The 21986-nt window shown below is 58.0% G+C and carries 20 protein-coding genes; 11 read left to right on the forward strand and 9 right to left on the reverse strand.

Annotation, left to right across the window (positions count from 1 at the left end):
* The first annotated feature begins 108 nt into the window (after positions 1–108).
* Positions 109–801: a LexA family protein gene (locus ABD847_RS01770; protein ID WP_345009443.1), complete on the forward strand. Its 693-nt coding sequence runs from the start codon at positions 109–111 to the stop codon at positions 799–801.
* A gap of 1 nt (position 802) precedes the next feature.
* Here the strand turns inward: ABD847_RS01770 and ABD847_RS01775 are convergent, their stop codons facing one another.
* The gene (locus tag ABD847_RS01775) at positions 803–1318 is read right to left on the reverse strand and encodes a hypothetical protein (RefSeq protein ID WP_345009445.1); all 516 of its coding nucleotides are present in this window, start codon (positions 1316–1318) and stop codon (positions 803–805) included.
* Positions 1319–2333: 1015 nt separating this feature from the next.
* On the opposite strand from ABD847_RS01775, the gene ABD847_RS01780 reads away from it, so the two are divergent.
* From ABD847_RS01780 to ABD847_RS01815, 8 genes are all read left to right on the forward strand, one after another.
* On the forward strand, positions 2334–2495 hold the full coding sequence (locus tag ABD847_RS01780) for a hypothetical protein (RefSeq protein ID WP_345009446.1): 162 nt from the start codon (positions 2334–2336) through the stop codon (positions 2493–2495).
* A 422-nt stretch (positions 2496–2917) separates the two neighbouring features.
* The gene (locus ABD847_RS01785) at positions 2918–3283 is read left to right on the forward strand and encodes a hypothetical protein (RefSeq protein ID WP_345009447.1); all 366 of its coding nucleotides are present in this window, start codon (positions 2918–2920) and stop codon (positions 3281–3283) included.
* A gap of 39 nt (positions 3284–3322) precedes the next feature.
* Positions 3323–4135 carry a DUF2303 family protein gene (locus tag ABD847_RS01790; RefSeq protein ID WP_345009449.1) on the forward strand — a complete coding sequence of 271 codons (813 nt, stop codon included), beginning with the start codon at positions 3323–3325 and terminating at the stop codon, positions 4133–4135.
* Positions 4136–4202: 67 nt separating this feature from the next.
* Positions 4203–4466: a helix-turn-helix domain-containing protein gene (locus tag ABD847_RS01795; RefSeq protein WP_345009451.1), complete on the forward strand. Its 264-nt coding sequence runs from the start codon at positions 4203–4205 to the stop codon at positions 4464–4466.
* Entirely contained in the window at positions 4463–5248 is a 786-nt protein-coding gene (locus ABD847_RS01800; RefSeq protein ID WP_345009453.1) for a phage N-6-adenine-methyltransferase, read from the forward strand. Before ABD847_RS01795 ends, ABD847_RS01800 begins: the two co-directional genes overlap by 4 nt.
* A gap of 22 nt (positions 5249–5270) precedes the next feature.
* The gene (locus tag ABD847_RS01805; RefSeq protein ID WP_345009455.1) at positions 5271–5762 is read left to right on the forward strand and encodes a single-stranded DNA-binding protein; all 492 of its coding nucleotides are present in this window, start codon (positions 5271–5273) and stop codon (positions 5760–5762) included.
* A gap of 13 nt (positions 5763–5775) precedes the next feature.
* Complete coding sequence (locus ABD847_RS01810) at positions 5776–5997, forward strand: DUF4224 domain-containing protein (protein WP_345009457.1); 222 nt, start codon at positions 5776–5778, stop codon at positions 5995–5997.
* A 152-nt stretch (positions 5998–6149) separates the two neighbouring features.
* The gene (locus ABD847_RS01815) at positions 6150–7001 is read left to right on the forward strand and encodes a tyrosine-type recombinase/integrase (RefSeq protein WP_345009459.1); all 852 of its coding nucleotides are present in this window, start codon (positions 6150–6152) and stop codon (positions 6999–7001) included.
* 287 nt (positions 7002–7288) lie between these two features.
* Here the strand turns inward: ABD847_RS01815 and ABD847_RS01820 are convergent, their stop codons facing one another.
* Positions 7289–7561: a hypothetical protein gene (locus ABD847_RS01820; protein WP_345009461.1), complete on the reverse strand. Its 273-nt coding sequence runs from the start codon at positions 7559–7561 to the stop codon at positions 7289–7291.
* Positions 7562–7842: 281 nt separating this feature from the next.
* Here ABD847_RS01820 and ABD847_RS01825 point away from each other — a divergent pair, with 281 nt between their 5' ends.
* Positions 7843–8406, forward strand: coding sequence for a hypothetical protein (locus tag ABD847_RS01825; protein ID WP_345009463.1), 564 nt, complete (start codon positions 7843–7845; stop codon positions 8404–8406).
* A gap of 42 nt (positions 8407–8448) precedes the next feature.
* On the opposite strand, the gene ABD847_RS01830 is transcribed toward ABD847_RS01825, so the two are convergent.
* Positions 8449–8640 carry a hypothetical protein gene (locus ABD847_RS01830; protein WP_345009465.1) on the reverse strand — a complete coding sequence of 64 codons (192 nt, stop codon included), beginning with the start codon at positions 8638–8640 and terminating at the stop codon, positions 8449–8451.
* A 985-nt stretch (positions 8641–9625) separates the two neighbouring features.
* Here ABD847_RS01830 and ABD847_RS01835 point away from each other — a divergent pair.
* Entirely contained in the window at positions 9626–9916 is a 291-nt protein-coding gene (locus ABD847_RS01835) for a hypothetical protein (RefSeq protein ID WP_345009467.1), read from the forward strand.
* Here the strand turns inward: ABD847_RS01835 and ABD847_RS01840 are convergent.
* The 6 genes from ABD847_RS01840 to ABD847_RS01865 all read right to left on the reverse strand — a co-directional run bounded on the left by ABD847_RS01840 (position 9888) and on the right by ABD847_RS01865 (position 21979).
* Positions 9888–10106: a hypothetical protein gene (locus ABD847_RS01840; protein WP_345009469.1), complete on the reverse strand. Its 219-nt coding sequence runs from the start codon at positions 10104–10106 to the stop codon at positions 9888–9890. The two genes, ABD847_RS01835 and ABD847_RS01840, sit on opposite strands and share 29 nt — an antisense overlap.
* A gap of 60 nt (positions 10107–10166) precedes the next feature.
* Positions 10167–19169: an LPD38 domain-containing protein gene (locus ABD847_RS01845; protein WP_345009471.1), complete on the reverse strand. Its 9003-nt coding sequence runs from the start codon at positions 19167–19169 to the stop codon at positions 10167–10169.
* A gap of 118 nt (positions 19170–19287) precedes the next feature.
* Complete coding sequence (locus ABD847_RS01850) at positions 19288–20718, reverse strand: hypothetical protein (RefSeq protein WP_345009472.1); 1431 nt, start codon at positions 20716–20718, stop codon at positions 19288–19290.
* A gap of 10 nt (positions 20719–20728) precedes the next feature.
* Positions 20729–20965 carry a bacteriocin gene (locus ABD847_RS01855; protein ID WP_345009473.1) on the reverse strand — a complete coding sequence of 79 codons (237 nt, stop codon included), beginning with the start codon at positions 20963–20965 and terminating at the stop codon, positions 20729–20731.
* 9 nt (positions 20966–20974) lie between these two features.
* Positions 20975–21349, reverse strand: a complete 375-nt coding sequence (locus ABD847_RS01860) for a hypothetical protein (protein WP_345009475.1) — start codon at positions 21347–21349, stop codon at positions 20975–20977.
* A gap of 9 nt (positions 21350–21358) precedes the next feature.
* Positions 21359–21979: a hypothetical protein gene (locus ABD847_RS01865; protein WP_345009476.1), complete on the reverse strand. Its 621-nt coding sequence runs from the start codon at positions 21977–21979 to the stop codon at positions 21359–21361.
* Positions 21980–21986 lie beyond the last annotated feature (7 nt).

Consider the following 21986-nt stretch of genomic DNA (forward strand, 5'->3'; position numbering starts at 1 on the left):
ATGGCGTCCTGTGTTTTGTTGCGTCGCTAATCATAACTATCGGTTAGCTTTAAATGCAACTACTTAAAGTTATCTTCGATTGCGTCAAAAATAACTGAGTGTTAACTTATGAACCGGACATCAGAAGAAATGGCTCGATTTGAGGCCGATAAGGAAGCATTCGCAAAGCGACTTAATGCAGCGCTGGATGAGCTTGGCTGGCCGGTACGCGGCCGAGCTCCCAAGTTGAAAAGCAGTTTGCGAGATGACATATCACTCGTCGCAATCCGCAAATGGCTAGTCGGGGATGGACTCCCCGAGCTGAAGCGCATGGGCGAGCTGTCAAAAATCACGGGAAAGACTGTTCAATGGCTACTGACAGGAAGTGACCAGGGCGATCAGAACATTGAAATTGCCCAGGTACCCGTCTGGCATGTGCCTTTGATTTCATGGGTATCTGCAGGAATGTTGTGTGATTCGGGTGATGTGCCTTCCGTAGAGATGGCAGAGGAGTACATCCCCAGCCCGGTGCGGGTTGGGTCTAGCTCATATGCAGTAGTCGTGCGCGGTGATTCGATGACATCCCCTACCGGCAGGGTCAGCTACCCTGATGGTTCGATTATCATCGTTGACCCAGACGTTGAGCCTCAGCCGCCTTGCCGTGTTGTTGCCAGAGTCGGCAACGAAACCACATTCAAAGAGTTGGTCGACGATGCCGGCGCCTGGTACCTGAAGCCGCTAAATCCCCAATACCCAACGCGCCCCGTTGATGAAACTGTCTGCATCTGTGGGGTGGTGCGCTGCATGGTTTTCAAGGAATAGGTCAACTCTCTCGCTGACAGTGAGGGCAAATCTTCGCATCCAGCTTAATTAGCTCTTTGCAGTGAGGACAAGGCACCCTTGTTCTGTCCGGCAAGACAAACGCGACCACTAAACCTGCCGGGCCAAGCAGACTGGCCCACAGCGCGCCACTTGCTGCATTTCCTGTTCTGCGCCCAACATAGAAGCCCGCCACCCCCAAGGGGAAAACAACACCCAACAAGATGTAGGGCAAGGCGGGGTTGATCATTCCTGCCCCCACACCTGCAAGCACTAATGCAGCCGCAGCCAAAATCATGCCAAGAAGATCCATCGCTGTTGTTGGCTTCCCCTGCTGCATGCTACGAATTAAGTCCTCCTTACTGCTGGATTTGCCACTAGCACTCCTGGCGATGTGAGGGATTGACGACTGGGCTGGAGCAACCGAGCCGCCACCATCAATCCGCTTCCCGCAGCTATCACACACCTCAGTTCCATCCTCTATCAGGTTATGACAGCTCTGACACTCGACAAGACTCATTCTCCCTCTCCTTAGGATGCAATTGGCCCTCACCAAGAATATCCACTTCAAAGCAATCCGCAATTCCCAAGACCAGAAAGTAACTATTGGTTATTGACATGATGAAAACCTTAGTTATGATAACCATTAGTTAGTTTTTGTGTGTCACCCCAGCCGGAGGGCCCGCACAACACGGGCAGGGCGAGGAAGCCGCCCTTGGGACATAACACCGGCAACCGGGCCAGCATCCTCCGCGGCGCTCCCCTGGCAAGGCTCACGCCGACCAGGGTGCAATCCGAAAAATGACTGGTGACCGGCTGGCGCTGGAAAGACAGAAGAGGGGGCGGTGCTTATAGGGCGCCGAACTCGCAACCGGTGAGAGCCCGGTCTGCATTGCGCTGCAGCTAGATGGCATTTAACAACTGCGCCTTTTTCTTATGGGTGTGAGGGAAGGTAAAGCGCAATTTTAGGTATTGCACGCTAGTTGGACTTACGGAGATAGACACCAAAGGTCGCCACCTGGCTGCAGCAGCAATGCAGAACAAGCACCACGGAAGAGGGTAAGTGATGGACGCAAACATAAAGCGGCAATTACTGCAGGAACTTGGCCAGGTGCCAGCCATTGAGTTGGCGCACAAGTACTGCATCAGTTACGGCAATTTGCGCTGCATTGCCTCCAGAGCCAAGCGGTCAGTTGGACCAATTCCGAAGGCGCATAAAGTATGGAGCGTCACGGAAGAACGGATGCTTGAGCAACTGGCAGGGGTAGTTCCGCTTGAGCAGATAGCTCGAGAGTTAGCAAGGACGCCCACCTCAGTTAAACGCAAGGCCAATGCCATCGGGCTCACGTTAACTCGATTTGGCGAGCATGCCACAGGCGCGAAGCACAGTAACGCAGATGTGGACTTATGGCGACAACTCCACTGTGACCACGGATTGTCTGCGTCAGTCATTGCGGAAAAGTTTGACGTGTCTCGCCACACGGTAGCTGACGCAGTGGCCTTTAGAACTAGGCGTAACGGATAGGAGCACCACCATGGCCGAAGAACTGATCATCCAATACCGCCTGGCCCGGGATATGGGCTGGGAGATCGGAGAGTTGATCTTCCGTCTCGGCTACCAGGTGGCCACCCCTATCGCCGCCGGCGGCGACCCGGATGAGGTCGCCAAGCACATGCAGCCCTGCGGCTGCCAGTAATGCAGAGAGCCCCCAGCGTGACGGGGTGAACTTCACGCAAGCACGGGCAACGGCAGAGCCCAAGAGACGCCGACAGGTGCCCTCCCCGGGCCGCCCGCTCCACGAAACGGAGCACACAACTGGGATTGCATTGGAGTTTAAAGGAAAGCTTGCGGTGCGGCCTCTCCAGTGCAATCCGCCGTTGTGGCAATGCGGCTCAGCGCCGCGGACAGTTGGAAGCTCCTTCTCGGGGATGTTGCCGCCGATGATTGCCAACTGGTTATCGGTACCTGGAGGCACCAGGGCCACAACCTGACCGCCGGCAGTAACCCGGCGGCGTTCTTGAGATAGCTATTCCCTCCACCTCGGGGCCAGTCACCGGCCCACAGGCGTTTAGCCGCCACGAGGCGCAGGTTTCAACGATGAGGCCTTAGGAGGCAACCATGGCAGAAATGACGCAAACCCCGTTCAACCAGCAACTGGCTTTTTTCAACCGCGGTTCATTGAACGACGAGCTCACCGAGGCGATGGCCGATGTTGTGAAGTCCGTCCGTGAGACCGGCAAGCAAGGCACGATCACCCTGACCCTCAAGGTGAGCATGCTGAACAAGCGGGATGAAGATGCAGTGAAGATCACCCCCAGCATCAAGTCCAGCAAGCCGGAACTGGATCGGGCAGAAACCATTATGTGGTCCACCGCTGATGGTGATCTGCTCCGCAACGACCCGCACCAGAACACCCTGGACCTGCAGGTTGTCCCAACCACCGACACCGGCAAGAGCACCCCCATGCAAGCCGCCAGCCGGTAAACGCTCAACCAACACAGCGCAACAGCAAAAGGAACCACCATGGAACAACAACATGAAGGCTTGTCGCAGTGGCAGGCCCTGGTAAGTGCTACCCAAAAACCTGATCTCGGTGGGATTCGTGCCCATGCGATCGTCCCTGAAGGCTACAAACTGCATGACTTGGAGTCCCTCCGGGATAACCCCAGTCGGGTGAAGGAGACCGTCAAGGTACTCACTCAGCAAGCCCTGGTTGGCTATCTGGAGCGGTTCTCTACCGATGACAGTGTGATCTTCGCGGATGTGAGCAATAAGCGGATCACCGGCATCATCGACTACCACAGTGCAACGTTGCCTGAATGGTGCAGCCACAAGGCCGTGTACGACTGCCCCTTATCTGAAGCCTGGAAGGCCTGGACGAGTGTCGACAAGCGCTCCATGGGCCAACTGGAGTTTGCCGAGTTTCTGGAAAACCGCATCGCTGACATTGCCCCCGTGGGTGAGGTGTATGCCGGCCCGTCTGGTGCCGAGTTGTTGGAGATGGTGTTGGTGTTCCAGGAAACCCGCAAGTCGGAGTTCAAGAGCGTTCGCCGCCTGAACGACGGCACCTTCTCCGTTGCCTTCTCCGATGAGAAGAACGGCAGCGGCCAAGCGGCACTACCCGAGAAGATCAAGCTCTCCATCCAACCGTTCCATAACGGCAAGCACTACCTGGTTGAGTGCCGGGTGCGCTATCGCCTGCGGGACGGTGAGCTGAAGTTGTGGGTTGAGCTGATCGAGCCTGATGTGACCATTGAGCATGCCTTCAACACCGTGGTGGATGAAGTCAGCAAGGCCATGCCCGATTTGATGGTGCTGGAAGCCGTCGCCCCCTAACCCAGCATCAAGGCCGTGCGTGCGCGGCCTTCGTGATGGGAAGCGGGTAGCAAGTTGGGAGATGAGCATGCGACACGATAAAGCGAGTACCACCGAGAAACGCCAGCAGATCCTGGCTTGGCTGACAGGCAAACCGGCCATGACCATCAATGAGGCGCTGGAGCGGGGCCTGGGTCTGATGGGCTTTGACAGCCGCAACGTCCGCCCGCACCTAGAGGCCCTGGTCAAAGCCGGTCTGGTCGCCCGCCGCAAGACCAAGGGCATCGTGCCCGGATTCGATCGGCGCGGCCAACGCAAGGCAGACATCGTCAAATACAAGGTGAAGCAATGAACCATTACGCACAGCGCCTGCTGACTTTGCAGGATCAGCCGACTCATATCCTCAAGGAAATAGGCGACCAGTGGCAGACGCCTAAGCCTTTAGCTTGGGGGCTGTTCTGGACCTTCACCCCGAAGATCGGCCCTGTCGTGCTGGATCTGTTTGCTGATCATGGCAACGCCTTGGTGGGTTGCTACTACACCGCCGCCGAGAACGCCCTGCTCCAGGACTGGGCCGCCGATTCCCGCCACCAAGGCGGGGCCTGCTATGGCAACCCGCCCTACTCTCGCCAAGAGCTGGACGATGATGGCAACCCGATTACCGGGATGGAGAACATCCTGGACTACTGCCGGACCCAGCGCGACCAGGGTGCCAAGATCATGCTGCTGGTGAAAGCGGCTACCAGTGAAGGATGGTGGCCAGAGGATGCAGACTTCATCCAGTTCATCAGCGGCCGCATTGGATTTGAGGCCCCAGCCTGGTACAAGCCCCGAGACCCGAAGAAGGACAAGCCTTGTGCCAGCGGCTTTGCCTCTGCAGTGATCATCTTCGACCGGGACTGGCGCTGGGAGCGCCGTCCGGCAGAGCGCCTCGACCGCGATCACCTCATCACCATTGGTGAAGACATCCTGCATATGGTCCACCTGCGCGCAGCCCAGCTGTTAGAGGTCACCCAGCCGTCTATCCACAACCATGTCACCGCCGAACCCACCGAAACGGTGGATAACCTGGCTGCAAGTAGTGACGTTGGCCTTTATTCCGAAATGGCTGCTGAAGACGAACAAGCCGCCTAAGGCATAGAACCAAGGAGCACACATGGCACAACGAGGCGTCAACAAGGTCATCCTGATCGGCCACCTGGGGCAGGATCCGGAAGTCCGTTACATGGCCAACAACAAGGCGGCGGCCACCCTGAGCGTGGCCACCAGTGAAGTCTGGAAAGACCAGCAGGGTCAGCAGCAAGAGCGCACAGAGTGGCACCGCTGTGTGGCCTATGGCCGCCTGGCGGAGATAGCGGGGGAATACCTGAAGAAGGGAGCCAAGGTCTACCTGGAAGGAAAGCTGCAAACCCGCGACTGGCAGGATCAGCAGGGCCAGAAACGCTACACCACCGAGGTGGTCGTGAACGAGATGCAGATGCTGGATAGCCGCGGTGCCAGCGGCAACCGTCCGCCCCACCCTGCCGCCGGCCAGGGTCAGCCAAGCCAGCCCCAAGGAAGCTACAACAACCCGCCACCAGACTTTGACGACGATATCCCGTTCGGCTGGGTCGGCATTACAGGCCGCAGCCTGTTACTGGCAATCTGATGAGGTGCAATCCATGTCATTCCATATTCTGACTGATGCTGAGCTGGAAGAGCTGACAGGCTATGCCACTGCGGCAAAGCAAAAGGAAGTGTTGTCTCGGAACGGCATCTATTTTATTGAAGGCAAGGGAGGAAAGATCCGGACAACCAGCGAGAACATCCGCTTCCCATTAAGCGCCATGAGCCGGGCGGCCAGCCAGAGCTCAGGCGATGGCTTCAACCTGGAGGCTATCTGATGGGCAGGCCTCGAAAGGTAGATCCATGGCTCCCACCCAGGGTGTACCGTGGCAAGTCAGCCTTTGAATACCACCCAAGCAGCGGCGGATCTGTCCGCCTGGCTGCACTGAACGCAGCACAGTCCGCGGTATGGGCAGCTTATGAGCACCTGATGGCTGAACAGGCTGGCGACACGATCAAGCGGCTGGTACATCAATTCTTCGAGTCAGCAGACTTCAATGACCTGAGTTCGACCACCCAGAAGGACTACCGGAAATATTCTGTTCCCGTACTCAAAGTGTTCGGCGGCATGGATCCTGGAAAAGTCGAACCCCACCATATCCGCCAATACATGGACCGCCGGGGTAAAAACTCAAAGGTACAGGCAAACCGTGAGAAGGCATTCTTTTCCAGGGTGTTCCGTTGGGCCTATGAGCGAGGCAAGGTGAAGCGCAATCCCTGCCAAGGGGTTCGCCAGTTCAAGGAGAAGGCTCGCACCCGTTACATCACCGACAAGGAGTATCAGGTGGTGATGGATGCCGCCAGGCCGGCAGTGCGAGTTGCTATGGAGCTCAGTTATCTCTGTGCCGCCCGCAAGGGTGATGTGCTCGTCATGCGATGGGATCAGGTTGGCGACGACGGCATCACTATCCAGCAGGGCAAGACAGCCAAGATCCAGATCAAAGCCTGGTCCCCTCGCCTGCGCGCTGCCATCGCACAGGCCAAGGCACTGTCATCCGCCGTGATCAGATCGTCCTATGTGATCTGCAAGCCCAATGGCAGCCCCTACACGGACAATGGCTTCAACTCCGCTTGGCGTGAAGCAATCCAGACCGCCCGTGAGCAAACGGGATGGCCATTGGACTTCACTTTCCACGACATCAAGGCCAAGGCGATCTCCGATGTGGCTGGTACCAGCCGTGACAAACAGCGGATCAGTGGTCACAAGACAGAGGCACAGGTGGCCGTCTATGACCGCTCAATCGAGGTCGTCCCGGCCGTCGATGCGGTCAAGAAACGCTGAGAGTATTAGGTAAGAGTATTAGGTAATATTAGGTTTCGAGGTTTTTCAGGAGAGAGGCTGTAGCGTAACTACTTGTTTTATATGGTGCCCGGTGCCGGGGTCGAACCGGCACGCCGTTGCCAGCGAGGGATTTTAAATCCGCAGTGGAATCGAGCATTTACTAGGGTTCGCTAGATGTTCCGGGGAATATCGGCTGATCGCAAGCTGTTGATTTTTCGAGATGCAGGAACAGCTAATTCCCCAACGAAAAAGCCCGGCAAATGCCGGGCCCCATCACTATCGAAAGTCTAAACAGGCTTGGCTTGTGACCAACCGTCCACATACCTTTTACTCACCATCTGATATGGCGACAAGGCTGGATCGCCGCCGGCCTCCACGATAGCGAGATGTGACGGCGACTTATCCGGGCCAAGCAGATCGTACAGCTTCTTCAGCGCAGTATAGTGCTTGAACCCCTGAGCTTTTGCAGCAACATCTAGCCGCTTCACATAGCTCAGTTCAGGATAATCAGATTTGATCTGGTGGGCCTTGCGTTTACAGGATTCAATGTGGTCTTTCATGAGCATAGCCAGGTACCCCTTATGAGGATGGTCAACTGGGAGCTATCCACTCATTTGTCCCAGGGTACGGCTTCAAATTGTGAGGTTTCGATTGCCAATGGCTTTATTGTGGACTCAGGACATCACTGCCCTATCTCCTAATCCTCTCATCACCGCAAATAAAACACAATCCATATCAATGAAAACTAGCAAGATTAATCTATTCACTGGCATGTTTTACAGTTGGCGATGGCAGACCGCGTGATTAGCTTAAACTAAATGCAATAGATCAAGGACTGACAATGAGATTCATTATATTTACCATTATATTGAGTTGTTCGTTTAGCGCTATTGGCGTGGTTCGTGAAGACTCAGATGTTGAGCATACGAAAAAAAGTATTGAGTTCAGAATAAACTACGAAAATGGCCGGACAGACACACTTATTTATGAGTATTCATCACATGTGAAGTCATTTATGGAGCAAAAGGGAAGCTCTTCCACACTAACACACCCTATAGACACTAGAAGATGTGGTTATAGGGTTTCAGGGTATGTAAAAAGGGAGAGCTTCTTCCTGTCCGGCGGCGGACAGAAAATTCCCTTTGAAAAATTGAACAAGGTATATACTGACCCAATAAGTAATTACCCAGAACCACTGGTAATCGATTATATTTCTGGTAAGCACAAAACCTGCGGGGATTATGAGTCCGCTTTCAGTAAAGCTAAAGAGACAATGAGATCAACTGCGGATGGTGTACTTCTCAAGATTATGGAAGATGACATTAAAAAGAATAAGGCAGCTGACGAGATAAGAACTACCGTAGGTGGTAAAACAGTAATAGAGGTAGGCAATCGCGACGCATAAGACATCTTGAGCCCCTCCCACAAAGGAGGGGCTATTTTATTGTTAATGAATTTCGTTCAGTGCAATTTGTATATCCTGCTCTGCTTCTTTAAGCTGCATCGCGAGTGCTATCCTTGCCGCCTCATTAAGGTGAGGATCCCGCAGTTTTTTTGAACTCATTACGACCAGCAAATGGCGCACGGCCCGTACGGTCTCTGACGCTCGTTCCAGCGCTATGAGGCTGTTGTAGTGCATATTGTGACTCCATAGTCACGACGGGTGCAATTCATCACCGTTGGTGATAAATTCTCACTGTTTCGACGGCCCGTCTGGGTTATCAAACTCCCCCACTGTCACGGCTCGACCCCGTGACAGTGGGGATCCTTATCACCAGTAATTCCCGGTGACGACGCAACAATACAGATACAAGATTCGGCGTGCAATATGCTGAACTCCTAGTGTTTCACATGATTTGAAATCAAATTTGCAACTTTGATTTGCTTATAAGCTATCAATTAGCACCACATCCTAACAAATAAGTCATTTTGTTGGAGTGGTTAGCATTTTCAATGCATTGATTTTGCTGACATATATTCTTAAAGTTCTCATTATTACTTCATTTTTGACCCCAAAATTAGCAATGCTTATCTAGTACACATTTAGCACTTGCAGCACCCGCCAATTTCAACCGCATTTTTGATATTTATCACAATTTCTCACAGAGAAAGCCCAGCACATGGCCGGGCTCTTGTTCAGGCTGCAAGGGCAATCTCTAGCTCTCGAGGCATCGGTCGCTCAACCCACGTTCAAACATGACAAACATAGTGAGCCCTGGTATGGTCTCGAGCACACTCATATGACACCACCAAGGCATTCAAGATGAAATCAAGGATGATTTTCTGTTTGTCGGCTGCTCTGCTGATGGCTTCCGCAGGCCTTCAAGCGAACGAGGCCACCGTCCCTCCACTCTTGGCTACTCCACAAAAAACAACTGCGGCCAAACCAGCTCCGGTAAAGACCGTCAGCGATCAAGAAATTGTCCAACAGCTGATCCGAAACTCGATCAACAACTACCCTGGGAATTGCCCTTGCCCATACAACCATGCAAGCAACGGCAGTCGCTGCGGCAGGAGAAGCGCCTACTCAAGAGCTGGTGGGTACTCTCCACTGTGTTACAAAGATGATGTGACGCAGGACATGATTGAACGTTGGCGCAAGGCACACCAATAGGGTATCTGGCATGAGCTATGTGATCGCAACTACAGAGAGTATTCCAAGGTTCTATCGGGAGGAGGTGTATGACAGCGGGAGGCCGAACTGGCAAGTATTAGAGGTGCACCCATTGGAGTTTGACCATTCCAGAGCTCTCTTGCTGACAGCAGAAACGCTGCAGTCCATGGAAGATCAAGGCATCACTATCTACGACACCAAGAAAGAGGCCAGGCAAGCCTACCTCTGTTCTGGGTTGAAAACCTGCCGCTATGTCCTGCTGAGACCGAGCTTCAAAAAATCGCCTCAGCAATCGCAATAACGATCACCACCAGGGCGGCCAATATCCCCAGGCCGCCAAGGATAGCGGCGGCGCCATCAGCAGACTTGGCGCTTCCCTTCCCCGCCAGCAACCACCCACCGAGAATGAAGGGTGGGATCCCCAAGGCAAAATGCTTGGTCACCAGCATTCCGGCCAGGATCAGAAACAGCAGTCCGATGAAATCACGCATAAGCGGCACCTCCATGTGACTCGCCAGCTTACCAGACTGGCAAGGCCAGAAAGCGTGCCGCTATTGCATCTCGAACCGGTGGATCATCTGGGACGCCAGGTTATTGCGACGGGCCAGCAGGCGGTCAACCCGCTCCCGCTTACCCTCCGCCGTCAGCGTGCGGTCACGCATGATCAGCTGCATCTCGTTGCGCAGGGCCCGGAACTGCTTCTGGGCTGCGTTGAGCTGCTGCCTGCCGGCCAGAGCCTGCCGATTCTCCTGCAGCAGTTCGGTCGCATCCTCGTAGCGGCCTTCCTTGCGGTATCGATTGATAGTGGCCTGCAGGCTGTTCACCTGCTCAAGCAGCTTGTAGAAGTCCGTCATGGCCTGTGAGCTGCGAGCCGGGGCGCTCCCCTGGTAGACAGTGCGCAGCAGCGGGATCTCGTCGGCGCGGAAGCTCGGCTTGCTGCCGTAGTTGCCAAAGGCGCGGGTCAACGCATCGCCGGCCGCCAGCACGTAGGCCCCCATGGTCCCGGTGTACCCCTCGACAATGTGCTGCAGCTTCTTGGGGCTCCAGCCGGTCAGCTCGCCCAGCTCACGCATCAGCAGGCTGGTGCGGTCATCGTAGCGGGCCTCCGGCCGCACGTTGAGGTCACTCAGGTTGTCGATGGGCCCGCCGCGGAACGGATCGTAGTTGAAGTAGGCCTCGCTGATCGGCTTGACCACCTGGGGAATCGGGTTGATGGCAAAGGTCTCAAGCATATTCCTGGCCACCACCTGGCCGAACTTGCCCATGGTGTCCTTGCCGCCCATAGCCCGAGTCATGCGCTCTGGCAGGGTGCCGAAGATCAGGCCGATTTCGAACGGCTTGGGAATGCGGAAGTGCTGGTCCCCCAGGAAGAAGTGCCAGTTCAGATCCTTGTCCCAGTCAGGCAGGTCGTCGTACCGGTCGTCATCCCAGTTGAGGGCCAGCAGCGCCAGGGAGGCGGCCGCAATCATGCCTCCACGCCGGGCGATCTGAGCCGGGTTGTCACGCATCGCCCGACCCAGCTTGCCAAGACCCTGCATGCGAGCGTTGAAGAATGGCAGCACGTCCACCAGGAACTGCATCACCTTGGAGCTGCCCAACATGGAGAAGTCCATCAGGTCCTTGGCTTCAAAGGCCGCCTGGGCGTGTGACTTCCCGGCCTTGATGGCCGCCGAGTAGACCGCCTCCCTGGCGCCGTTTTCGATGGCTTCCCCTATCCGCTCGTACTTGCGCCAAACATTGCCCAGGACATCCAAGGCCTGCTTGCTATTGCGGATCAGGCTCTTCTCGTAGCGGTCGATCTGATCCGGGTTCATGCCCTTGGCGCGCAACGCCTTGCGGACAGAAGACGCCATGGCCTCCGGGTTGTTGCCGCTGACGTAGCCCCCCAGGAATGAGGCGCCGGAAAACATCATGTCTATGCTGCCGCCGTTCATCTTCAGCGTCTGCTTCACACCCTTGATCGAATCAATCAGCGGAGTGAAGCCATCCTCGTTGATGGCCCAGGCGCTCACCGCATCACGCATGAAGTTGCGAAGCATGAATTCCGGGCTGGAGGTTACCCCGGCGGTCAGCAGGTGCTTGGCCTTCATTGCCAGTTGCATGACAGGGCCCCGCTCCCGCTTCTGGTCGATCATGGTCATGGCCCGGAACAGATCGGCATCATGCACCTTGATGAGATAGTCCTCTCCATCCATCTTGACCCAGATCATCTGGTTGCCCGGCTTAGCACTGGCCCGCATGTCCATCAGGTTCGGCTTGGGCACCACCTCGATCAGGTCAGTCTCGGCCAGGTTCCACACCACCTTCTGGGCGGCCATGTTCTTCATACTGGCATCGATCAGCTTCCCGGTGGTGGTGAAGATGTTCTCCAGCAGGTCGTTGACGTTGGCCTTGCCGCCCTTGAGCTTCTTGATGCCGGCGGACTGGTTGGCAATGCCCTTGGCCTTGAACGGTGCCAACACGTCGCCATCTTCGCTCTCGCGGAAGAAGGGGATGTACCACTCGTCGTTGAGGCTATCCCGCTGCTCCTTGGTCATCAGGCCAGCCTCTTGGGCAAGGTCGAGGGTCGCGCCATTCAGGCGATTCCACTTGGCCTTAGCCTCGTCGAATTTGGCCTCTTTGCCAGCGCCCTGCTGCTTGAGCGCCTGGATCTCTTCGCTGGTGAGCAGGTTCTCCCGGCCCTCGGCCATCAGGCGTTCGGCCCGGTGGCCCGCCATCCAGCCAAGCCAGCTATGCAGATCCTTGCCCAGGCCCTCGAAGATGCCCAGCAGCGAATCTGCCTCACCGGTGCCGGCCTTCTTCTGGATCACGCCATCGTTCCACTCTGGCAGGCCGTAGAGCAGGGTTGCCTGCATGGTTGATGATGAGCCAGTGGCCAAACGTGCGGCGGCATAGCCTGACTCGCTTGCATCGAGTTTGCCCTGTGCCTCTTCGGCATATTTGATGGGGGCCAGGCCGTCCAGCATGTTGGTGTTGGCCTTATGGATCAGCTGTTGCCACCAGGATTTGACCTGTTCCTTGTCGGCACCACGCAAGGCCTCAATGCGGCTCTTTGTTCTGTCGATCACATCAGGAGGCGGTACCAGGTTCAGCTTGCGCTCAGCAGATCCCAGGTGATCATCTGCCGTCGCGCCGCCGAGGCGAAACAGGGCTTGGCTGTTGCGGATATCGTCCTTGGTGAGTAAACTTTCCTTGGAGCCGCTATTTTGGAAGGCGCCCGCCTCAGGCAATTGGAGCCTGACCGTCGGCAGCCATTTAGCGGCTCTCGTTTTATCTAGGTACACCAACCCGTCATTGAGCTGGCGCTGTAGCGCGCTGCTGTTTTGCTTGCCATATACGCTGGCGATCTTGTTCACCTCAATCCGCGATTCGCCCTTGGCATTGCCATGGATAGCCACAATCACAGGATCTCCGTTCTCATCAGTTGCCTCGATCAGCGACACAAAAGCATTCACCTCTGTGCGTGACCGCATCACTGCGATTGGATCGCTCAGGTGCTTTGGTAGATCTTTCAGCACATCCAGGGAGACGTAGTGCCCGCGCACTTCAGGCTTCGTCGCTTTGCGAACTACAGATGCCGGCATTACCATTTCAATCGCATCCATGCCCAGCCGTCGCAGCACATATGGCGTGTCTCCCATACTGATTTCACGCCGAGCAGATGGGTCACTGGCAGCCCGTTCAACCTCATCAGCAAACTGTCTGGCATCAAACCTATCTGGGGTGAAAGGATCTCCTTTCTTGCTGAATACCGGTGCCTCGTTCCAAGCCTCCATCACACGGCGCCCAGGCTTGCGGCCATTCTTCATGCCCGTGACGATGGCGTCGAATACCCGCCCCAGTTCGTCCTCAGTGGTGCGCTCGCCCAGTAGCCCAACAGCCCGCAGCGCATCCTTCACCCGGCGCACAATGCCGCGCCACCACAAGGCCAGCTCCCCGCGCTCCGGCTGGTTCTCTGCCCAATGGGCAAAGACTTCTTCGGCCTGCACATCAGGGTGCATGTCGCTGTAGTTCTGTGCCACGTCGTAATAGGCCTGCTTGATGGCGGCGATGTTCTTGCCGCGCTTCACCGCCTCGATGATGGAGATATAGGCGTCATCCCCCACCACCTCACGCAGGCCATGGTGGGCCAGCACCTCATGCTGCAGGATCTGGCGGGCATGCTTGGCGTTCTTGATGGCGGCGGCATTGAGCAGCAGCGTCTTGTAACCAGGCAGATACGCGGCCTCCACCTGCTGCCCCTTGGGTGCCGGCTCGGCCCCTACCATCTGCAGCACTTCATTCAGATCAGCTTGGGTATCACCCACCAAGATCCGCACCCCGGCACCGCCCTTGTACCGCTTCTGCCATCCCTTCACGAACAGCTCCAGCTCCTTGGATGTGGAGTGCTGCTCAAGAGGATCCCCGTCATGCTTGGAAAAGCTGACTTCGCCGGTAGGCTCTTTCATGCCATTGGCCGACTTGAAGCGTTTGGCCAGTTCGGAGACAGGCTCTTCCAGTTGCTTGGCCGCCGGCCGCTTCATGTCTCCCTCTGCCAGCCATTGCTTGAACTGTTCGACCGGCATTTCGTGGATCGCGTCCAGTCCCTGCCAGCCAGACTGATAGTTGGCCAGATAGCCAGCCCTGGCTGCAGCTTCATCCTGGAAGCCAAGCATGACCTTGTGCTCATCAAAGCGGCCAGTCTTAGGGTCTACCTGGTCCACTACAAAGACCTTCTGGCTTTCCGGCTGATCGCCGATGAAGGCATCCACATGATCCCCGTCAGCCCCCTCGGTGCGCTTGATGTAGCCATAGTCGTGGACCATGGTACTTGACCAGGCGTTGCCTTCCTGATCGGTGCCAAAGCGAGTTGAACCTTTGGGGTTCTCCAGGGTGATGTCCAGGCCATGCATGCGCAGGTGCCCCATCTTGTAGTTACCGGCCTCCTTCTGAGCTTCTGAAGGAGCGGTGTTCACCTCAGATCTGGCTTGCGCTATCTCGTCTTGAGTTGGCACGCCTTCCGGCTTGTCCATCACCACCATCACAGTGTTGACGCCGGTTGAGCGGTCTGACGCCTTGAATGAGCCCTCCGGCAAGCGTTCCATGCTGCCGCCGTTGTCCTCAAGCCACTGCCGGAAATCGCTCGCCTTACGGTTGCTGTTGCCCTCTACCCCGGCGCTCATCACTGCCACCAGGCGCCCGCCAGGTTTGACGTGCTGCCATGCCTTGCGCACATGGTCTATGTCCTGCTGTTGCTCGAACGGTGGATTCATGATCACCTTGTCATACAGCTTGCCCTGTTCCAGTTGCGTGAAGTCGTTGCCGATCAGGTTGTGCCCCTTCTCGGCCAGGATCTCGCGGAGGGTGTTGTGGCGTTCTACGGTGTCCACCTTGGCGCCGGCCTGCTTGGCAGCATCAGCGATATTGCCCTTACCGGCTGACGGCTCCAGCACCTCATCACCAGGCTTGACGCCAGCAGCAGCCATGACGCGGTTAAGCGCCTCGCCCTGAGTGTTGAAGTAGCCGGGGATCTTGTTACCAACCAGCCCGCGTTCCAGCTGCTGCAGCCGGCTCTCCTGCTTGCGTGGCACTTGGATGGCATCCAGCTCTTTGATGGCGGCAACCAGCTGATCGCTATTGTCGATGCCCATCCGGCGCAAGCGTTCCCGGGTAGCCAGGCCAGACTCCACATTTTCAGAGGCCCATTTCACATCACGGTTCCCGGTGTCCTTGGCGGCCTTGACCAAGGCCTTGGCGGTGTCCTCATCAAGTTCAGCTGGTCGGAATCGGTCGGCGTTGGTGACCAGTCTGGCGGCATAGCTCAGCTTGCCGGCCAATCCCTTGTACCCACGGATATCACCAAGGGCATTGGCTGCACTTCGCAGGTGATCCGGGTGGGCGTTGATCTTCGGGTACTGGATCTGGTCGGCATAGTCATCGACGGTCACGCCAGTCTTGCGCCGCTGCTCGGTGCGGCCCTCGTAGTAGCCTCGATACTCACCACCCTCCATGTGCTTGGCAGGAATGGCGCGTCGGTGGATCTGATCCAGGGCCTGGTACTGGGCCTTGTTGCTCAGCTTAGCCAGGTGCGGTGCCTCGCCAGCGTCCACGGCATCGGCAATTTTGATCAGGGTCTCACCGTCCGCCTGCATCTTCTGGGCGTCGCGGATCGCGCTGGCTGCCTGGCTGGCCCGCTTCGGGGTGTTGGTCTGGCGAGGTGCGTTTTCCTTGTCACGCCCGAGGCTGATCAGTGTCTTGCCAGTATCCCGCAGCTTGCCGGTCGCTGCGGGTTTGGCTGGCGCATCTTGGCGTTTTGAGCCTGTCGCATCGACAGTGGACGCCTGTACCCCCGCCGGCGTAACAGCCCCATTCTCGCCATTTTGCTCGATCTGCTCAGCACCAGCGGGCTGAGCTGCCTGTTGCAGCCCGGCCAGCGCCTCCCGTACCACGCCCTCTCGCTTGGTACTGAACACCCAGCCCTTCTGCTTCTCGTTGTAGAGAGGCTTGGCCTTGGGCCAGGCGCCCTCTACTACGGCTCTCAGCTCGGCGTCGGCCTTGTCGCCTTTGACGATGATGCTCTTGTCTGTCAGCGGCTCGATGGTGAAGCGGGGCCCAGATGCGGCAACCCCCGCGTCATGGGCCGGGGCTGTGTTTTCTCCAGGTGCCAGATCATCAGCTGGCGGCATACCGTCCTGCCGCGCCGGATCCGGCAGCTTGGTTTCCTCGGGCACAGGCTCGGGCACTCCATTGGCATCCTCCTGGGTGCTTGCATCTGGTTGCTGATTGGCCTGCACCTGCTCCAGCTCGGCCTTGTCCACCACACCGAAACCGCCGGTGGGCAGCTCGATCGGTGTTTCAGTCTTCCGGCTGGCCAGCTGGGCCTCCTTGCGACTGCCGAACGGCTGGCCGCGCTTGGTGATGCGCAGGGACTTGAGCTGGCTGAAGATGGCATCCGCCTCGCTGCCGGCTTGCTGGATGGCCCGCCCTGCTTCGGTGCGCGGATCACGGACTGACTGCTCGCCCAGGGTGTCATCCACCTGATCCCGGGCCAGTCGCGGCGGGGTGTAGGCACTGTTGCGGCTATCGGCCCCCGGCTCGCCGCCGGCAAAGATGGTGTCTGACTGCCCAATCTGCGGCGGCACGCCACCTTGCTCGGCTGCAGCGCGGGCCGCCTGTTCAGCATTGGCCTTGTCACGGCTCGCCTGTTCCTGTCCAGTGGCGGCATCCCGGTTGTCATTCCCATACACCACGTCACGGAATGGCAGCTCACTACCCACTTCACGGCCATCCCCCTCGATGGTGCGCCCGGTTAACGCCTGGCCGGCAGCAGCTCGGGCACCGCCATCCGCCGGGATCCACTCTCCATCCTGCCCCTGCTGCCAGCGGGTGCGTTCCCCGCCACGGAACTGAGGGCCGGTGCCTGCCGGCTGGTCATCAAAGGCGCCAGGCTCTGCCAGGTCGGTCCCCGGCTGCTTGGCGTTGGCATCACCAGCGAAGATCACATCCTTGAGCGGCAACCCCAGCCGACGGCCAGCGGCCATGGACTCCAGGTAATTCTGGCCAGCAAAGGGATCCTGTCCCAGCTCACCGGCTTGCACCCGCTCCTGCAGCGTCTTGCCAAGGTCTCCAGATTGCATCTGAGCAGCAACCAACTCTTGGACTGACTGGCCAAACTCGCCGGCCAGTGCCCGCTGCACTTCGCTGTCTTCGGCAAACCCCTTGAAGCGCCCGGCGGTGTCGCCCTGGCGTAAAAAAGCCGGGATATCCCGGCTGTCTTCTTGCTGCTGTTGCTCACTAGGCACCTCGGCAGGCCCGCCTGCCGGATCCGGCTTTTTGCCAGGGCGCCCGGTGGCCCATGCCCCGTTGTTCTGCCGCTGGGCGCGCAGCGCTTCGATCTCCGCTTCGTTCTGCTGCGCCGCCTCCTGGTGCTGCTCGTCTGTCCAGAAGGTGGGGTTCTGGCGCATCGCCACCAAGGCCCCCTCACGATCGGCGTACAGAGGCGTCTCCGCCAGCTTGCCATTGCTGTCCACATAGACGCCGCGATAGCCACCCTGATCAACGGCCAGGGTGAAGGCGCCCGGTGTGGTCTCGCCGGCCATCTGCTCCCGCGCCGCACTCAGATCAGGAATGTCTACAACTTCTGGATCAGCTTGGCCAGATTGCCGGAACTTGCTGGGGATGCCGCGATCCCATGCCTCAGCGTTGATCTCCATCTGCTTGTCTTGTTCGCCTGCCTGGGCAGCTTGCTCCCCGCCTTCCTGCTGAGCGTGGCCACCACGTAAGCCACCGATCGCCCCGGTGGCACCACCAGAGGCGAGACCAATGGTGCCGGCTGTCGCTGCTGCCTGCAGCACCCCGGACATGGGATCCACCACCTCTTGGCCAGCGATCTGGTTGGTCGTGGTGTTGCCAACGTACTGCTGGGTGCCTTCCTCAGCAGCCTCCCCAAGTCCCTCACCCAAGGCACCCTGCACCATGCCTGCGGCAACGCCTTTGGCCCCGGCCCCCTGCAGCATCTTGAACAGGTTGGCATCGCCCATCATTGTGCCGGCGGCAGCAGCCGCCCAGGTGGCCGGATTAGACTTAGCCACCGACGCCGCGGTGTCAGCCGTGCGGCGCTGCGCCTCTTCTATGATCTGGGTGGCGGTCGCCCCCTGAAACGCCGGGTCGCTGGCTACGGTGCTGGCGTGTTCGCGGAAGGTTTGAGACTGCATCAGTTGATCAACCGGCAGGCCCAGCACCTGTTCGCGGGTCTGATCACCGGATTGCCCAACAGACATAGCCATGCCAGTACCAACGGCAGCGCGCTGGCCCCAGATCATTCCTGCCTCCCGTGCGGTAGCCTCAGCCAACTCAGCAGAGGCGCCGCGCTTGAGCATGGAGCGCTTCACCATGGACTTCACCGTGCCGCCCGTCAGCGCCGCCGCGCCAAGGGTGCCACCAAGCGAACCAATGCCATCCACCAACTTGGCAGCCCAGACGGCAGGATCACCCGCACCATCGCCCAGGCGAAAATCGCTCAGACTGTCACCTTCAAACAGCTGGCGCTGCTGCAGGGCAGTCTTGTAATCGTCGGATGTCCCGCGCTCGATGATGGCCTCACCGGCTCCTTTGACTGCACCGCCCACAGCCTGTGCCACCTTGCGAACGCCATGATTGTCTGCCCAGTCTGCAGCCCCCTCCACGGCATCAGCTGCCTTGCCGGCATACTCGGCCGCTGCATCGCTCACAGGATGAGGATTGAGGCCGGGCGCCAATGAGATAAGCCCATCAGCGGCTACCGGGCCACCCTCGGCACCGACCCAACCTTTGACGGTATCGACGAGGCCGCGGGCAGCTGAGCCATCAGCAACGGACCGCCCGGCCCGCACCGCATCCCCCAGGCTAAACTCGCTAACACCGGTGCCCAGGCCGCGCAGCCCCGACCCGGCCAGACCGGCGGCCATGTCTCCAGCCCCAACCTCAAGGTTGGTTGGCTCCTTGCCGATGGCCATCAGATCTTGTTGCCAGAAATCCCCGTCTTGAACAGTTGGAGTGCTGAGTCCTGTGGCCTGCGGCAGCATGGTTTTGCTCATTGGTCAGGTGTCCTTTCGTCAAAAAAGAAACCCCCGCCAGGCGTGAACCTGCGGGGGTCTGTGATGGGGTGGCGGTATTAGGCCACTATGGGGCTATCCTAACGCTGGCGTGGTCGTTTCACAATCGCGGGTGCTGGTTGCTCGAGCGGGCCCAGGCTGACTGCTGGTTACTGCTCCCCTGAATTTCAGCCAGCCGGGCCTGGTTGTCCTGCTCGGTCTTAGCGGCGCTGGCCTGCTGAAGCCACTGGTTGTACGCCACGGCCAACTGCTCAGGATCTCTAGCCAACTTATCGACCTGAGACTTAGGCGCGTTGGCGCTGAGCTGCGCGACGAATTGAGCCTTGATCGGATCGCCATCCACAAAGGCCTTCATGGTGTCGGTGCCGCCTTGCTTGGCTCGCGGGATCCCGAAGACATCGGCCAGTCCATAGACCTGTTGTTCAGTGGCTTCCCGCTCCGCCTGAATCGCACTTGCCTGCTGTTCCGGCGTGAGCGAACCATCTCGGCGGATCTGGTCTATGGCCTTGTTCTCTTCTGCCTGCAACTTAACCACCTGACTCCGATAGCCCTTATAGTCAGCCCCCTCGGCCAAGCCAAGGCTCTGCTTGAAGGCGTTGAAAGCGCCAGGGTTCTCCTGGTAGCCCTTGTAGGCCTGGTAGCCAGAGCCAATCCACTGAGCCAGCCGCTGGGCAGAAAACTCCATGACCTGAGCCCCGTTGTCACCGCTGCGGCCCTGAGTGATGGGAGCAACCTTGGTCACCTCGGTGCCGTCCTGGGCGATGTAGGTGACCGGCGCCTCGATGACAAAAGTACCGCGACCAGTTGGTACCAGCGACGGCGCACCATAGCCTGACACTACGCCATTCGGCGTTGCAGTCCCTATGCCATCTTCAAGCCGGTTGCGCAGCAGGTAAGACAGCGCCTGCTGGGTGTCTGGCGTGTTGATGGTCTTGGCCAAGGTGGGCATGTCCATCTTCCCTACTTCAGGATCCCGGCCAAGCTGCACCATTTTCTGCATGGTGGAGGTTATTGCCTCTCCGAACTTCGGGTCGCCAAACACCCGTGATGGGTCATAGCGCTTTCCGTATGGCGAGTCGAATACAGCTATCTCATCAGGCGTCAGCGGCTGCCCCTCCTGGAGCTTGCTATAAGCGCTTTGGATCAGCGGCATGCTTTCACTTTCCCACTCCTTGCGCTTGTACTGCTCCAGAGTCAGATCATGCAGCTGCTGCTGGCGCGTGTTCTGTGCCTGCGACAGAGCCAAATGCCCCTTGGAGATACCCAGCTGTGCCTTGGTGGTCTCCTTGTTCTGATCAAAGGTCTGTTGCCACTGCTGATCCGCCTTGTTGTCACGGCCTTGCCGATAAGCTGTCTCATCGGTATAGCGCTGGTCAGCTACCTTTTGCCGATCCAGAATGTTCTGCCACTGGGCATCCCGCAGGCTCAACTCCTTGTCGGCCCGTTCGTCCGCCTTCTGACCACGTTGGTAGTTATTCATGGTGTTGAAGCCGGCCAGGAAGCCTTCGGCCAATCCGCCAATTCCGCTCATCGTTTGCTCCTTAGAATAACTCTGATGCCAGGAACCCAATGGCAGCACCAGCTACTGTTCCCCAAGGCCCAAAATAAGAACCCACCGCAGCCCCTGTTCCAACAGCCCCCATAGTGGTCTGCTTCTTTTGTGCCTTCAGTTGGTCATTCGCCGACTCACGCACCTGCTCTCGATCGGCAGAAGCCTGCATGCCTTTCATCGCTTGCTGCCGCGTCTGAGCTCCAATATCAATCAGTCCGTAACCCATATCTCCCCCTTACAAGCTGTCGTTGACAGCGCTTTTTAGCGAGTACGAAGCCCCGCTCAGGATGTTGGTATTCCGCTCATCTGCCGCAGAGCGGATCCCGTTTTTAGCGCTGGCCGTGGCCAGGGCAGACTTGAGCCCCAGGCTGTTGTCGTTGGTGTCGGTCGCCGTGCTCACCCCCATTCGAGCCATCTGGTTGTTCTGGGCCACCTGGGCATTGTTCACGGCATTGGCCGAGTTCTCGTCAGCCCGAGCAAGCTGAGCCGTCATCAGGCTATCGCTATCAGCGAGATCCATGAGCTGTTGCTGCTTTGGGTAGAAGCGGGTTTTCCAGTCGTCATACTGCTCACGGATTATCTGCGCGTAGGTATCAGAGGCCTGTCCCATGTTGACTCCTTAGCCGAATGAGCCGGTGAACGGCTTCTTGTTGGATGGCTGCCAGGTATCAGTCGTGCTGCTTGGCTTATTCATGTAGTAGCTGAGCCCTGCGCCGCCAACAGCACCGACAGCACCAGCAGTTGCTGACGCATTGCTCTGCGCTGTGCTGGCATCACTGATCGCCTGCTTCTGGGCGTTGGTAGCAATGGAGTCATAACCTGATAAGGCCTCGGCCTTCTGTCCCGCGCCCATGCTCACCACGTCCTGCAGGCCCGCCACATACTTGTTGGCCTGGTCTGTCTGAACCCGGTTGGTTGTGTCGATCTGCTTGCCGATCTGCTGTTCGGTCAGTCCATCCATGGTGGCCTTGTACTTGCCGCTGGTTGGATCCACACCAGCAGATGCCAAGCTGTCCACCGTGTTGCTGCGCGCCTGGGTAAATGCCTGCTGATAAGCCAGATTGGTGTCACCAGCTAGGTCGTTGTATTTCTGCTCACTGTTGAGGTCGTCCACCTTCTCCATGAACTGGTCCTCGTACTGCGACAGCTCGTTCTTGTAGAGATCCCATTGCTCATTGGCGACGCCAGCTGCCGCTTTCTCGGCACTGGTTTCCTCAATCTCATTGCCTCCACCACCCATACTCACC

Origin of the sequence: Pseudaeromonas paramecii, from assembly GCF_039540575.1 — a bacterium.
In the GTDB taxonomy this organism is placed as follows: Bacteria; Pseudomonadota; Gammaproteobacteria; order Enterobacterales; family Aeromonadaceae; genus Pseudaeromonas; species Pseudaeromonas paramecii.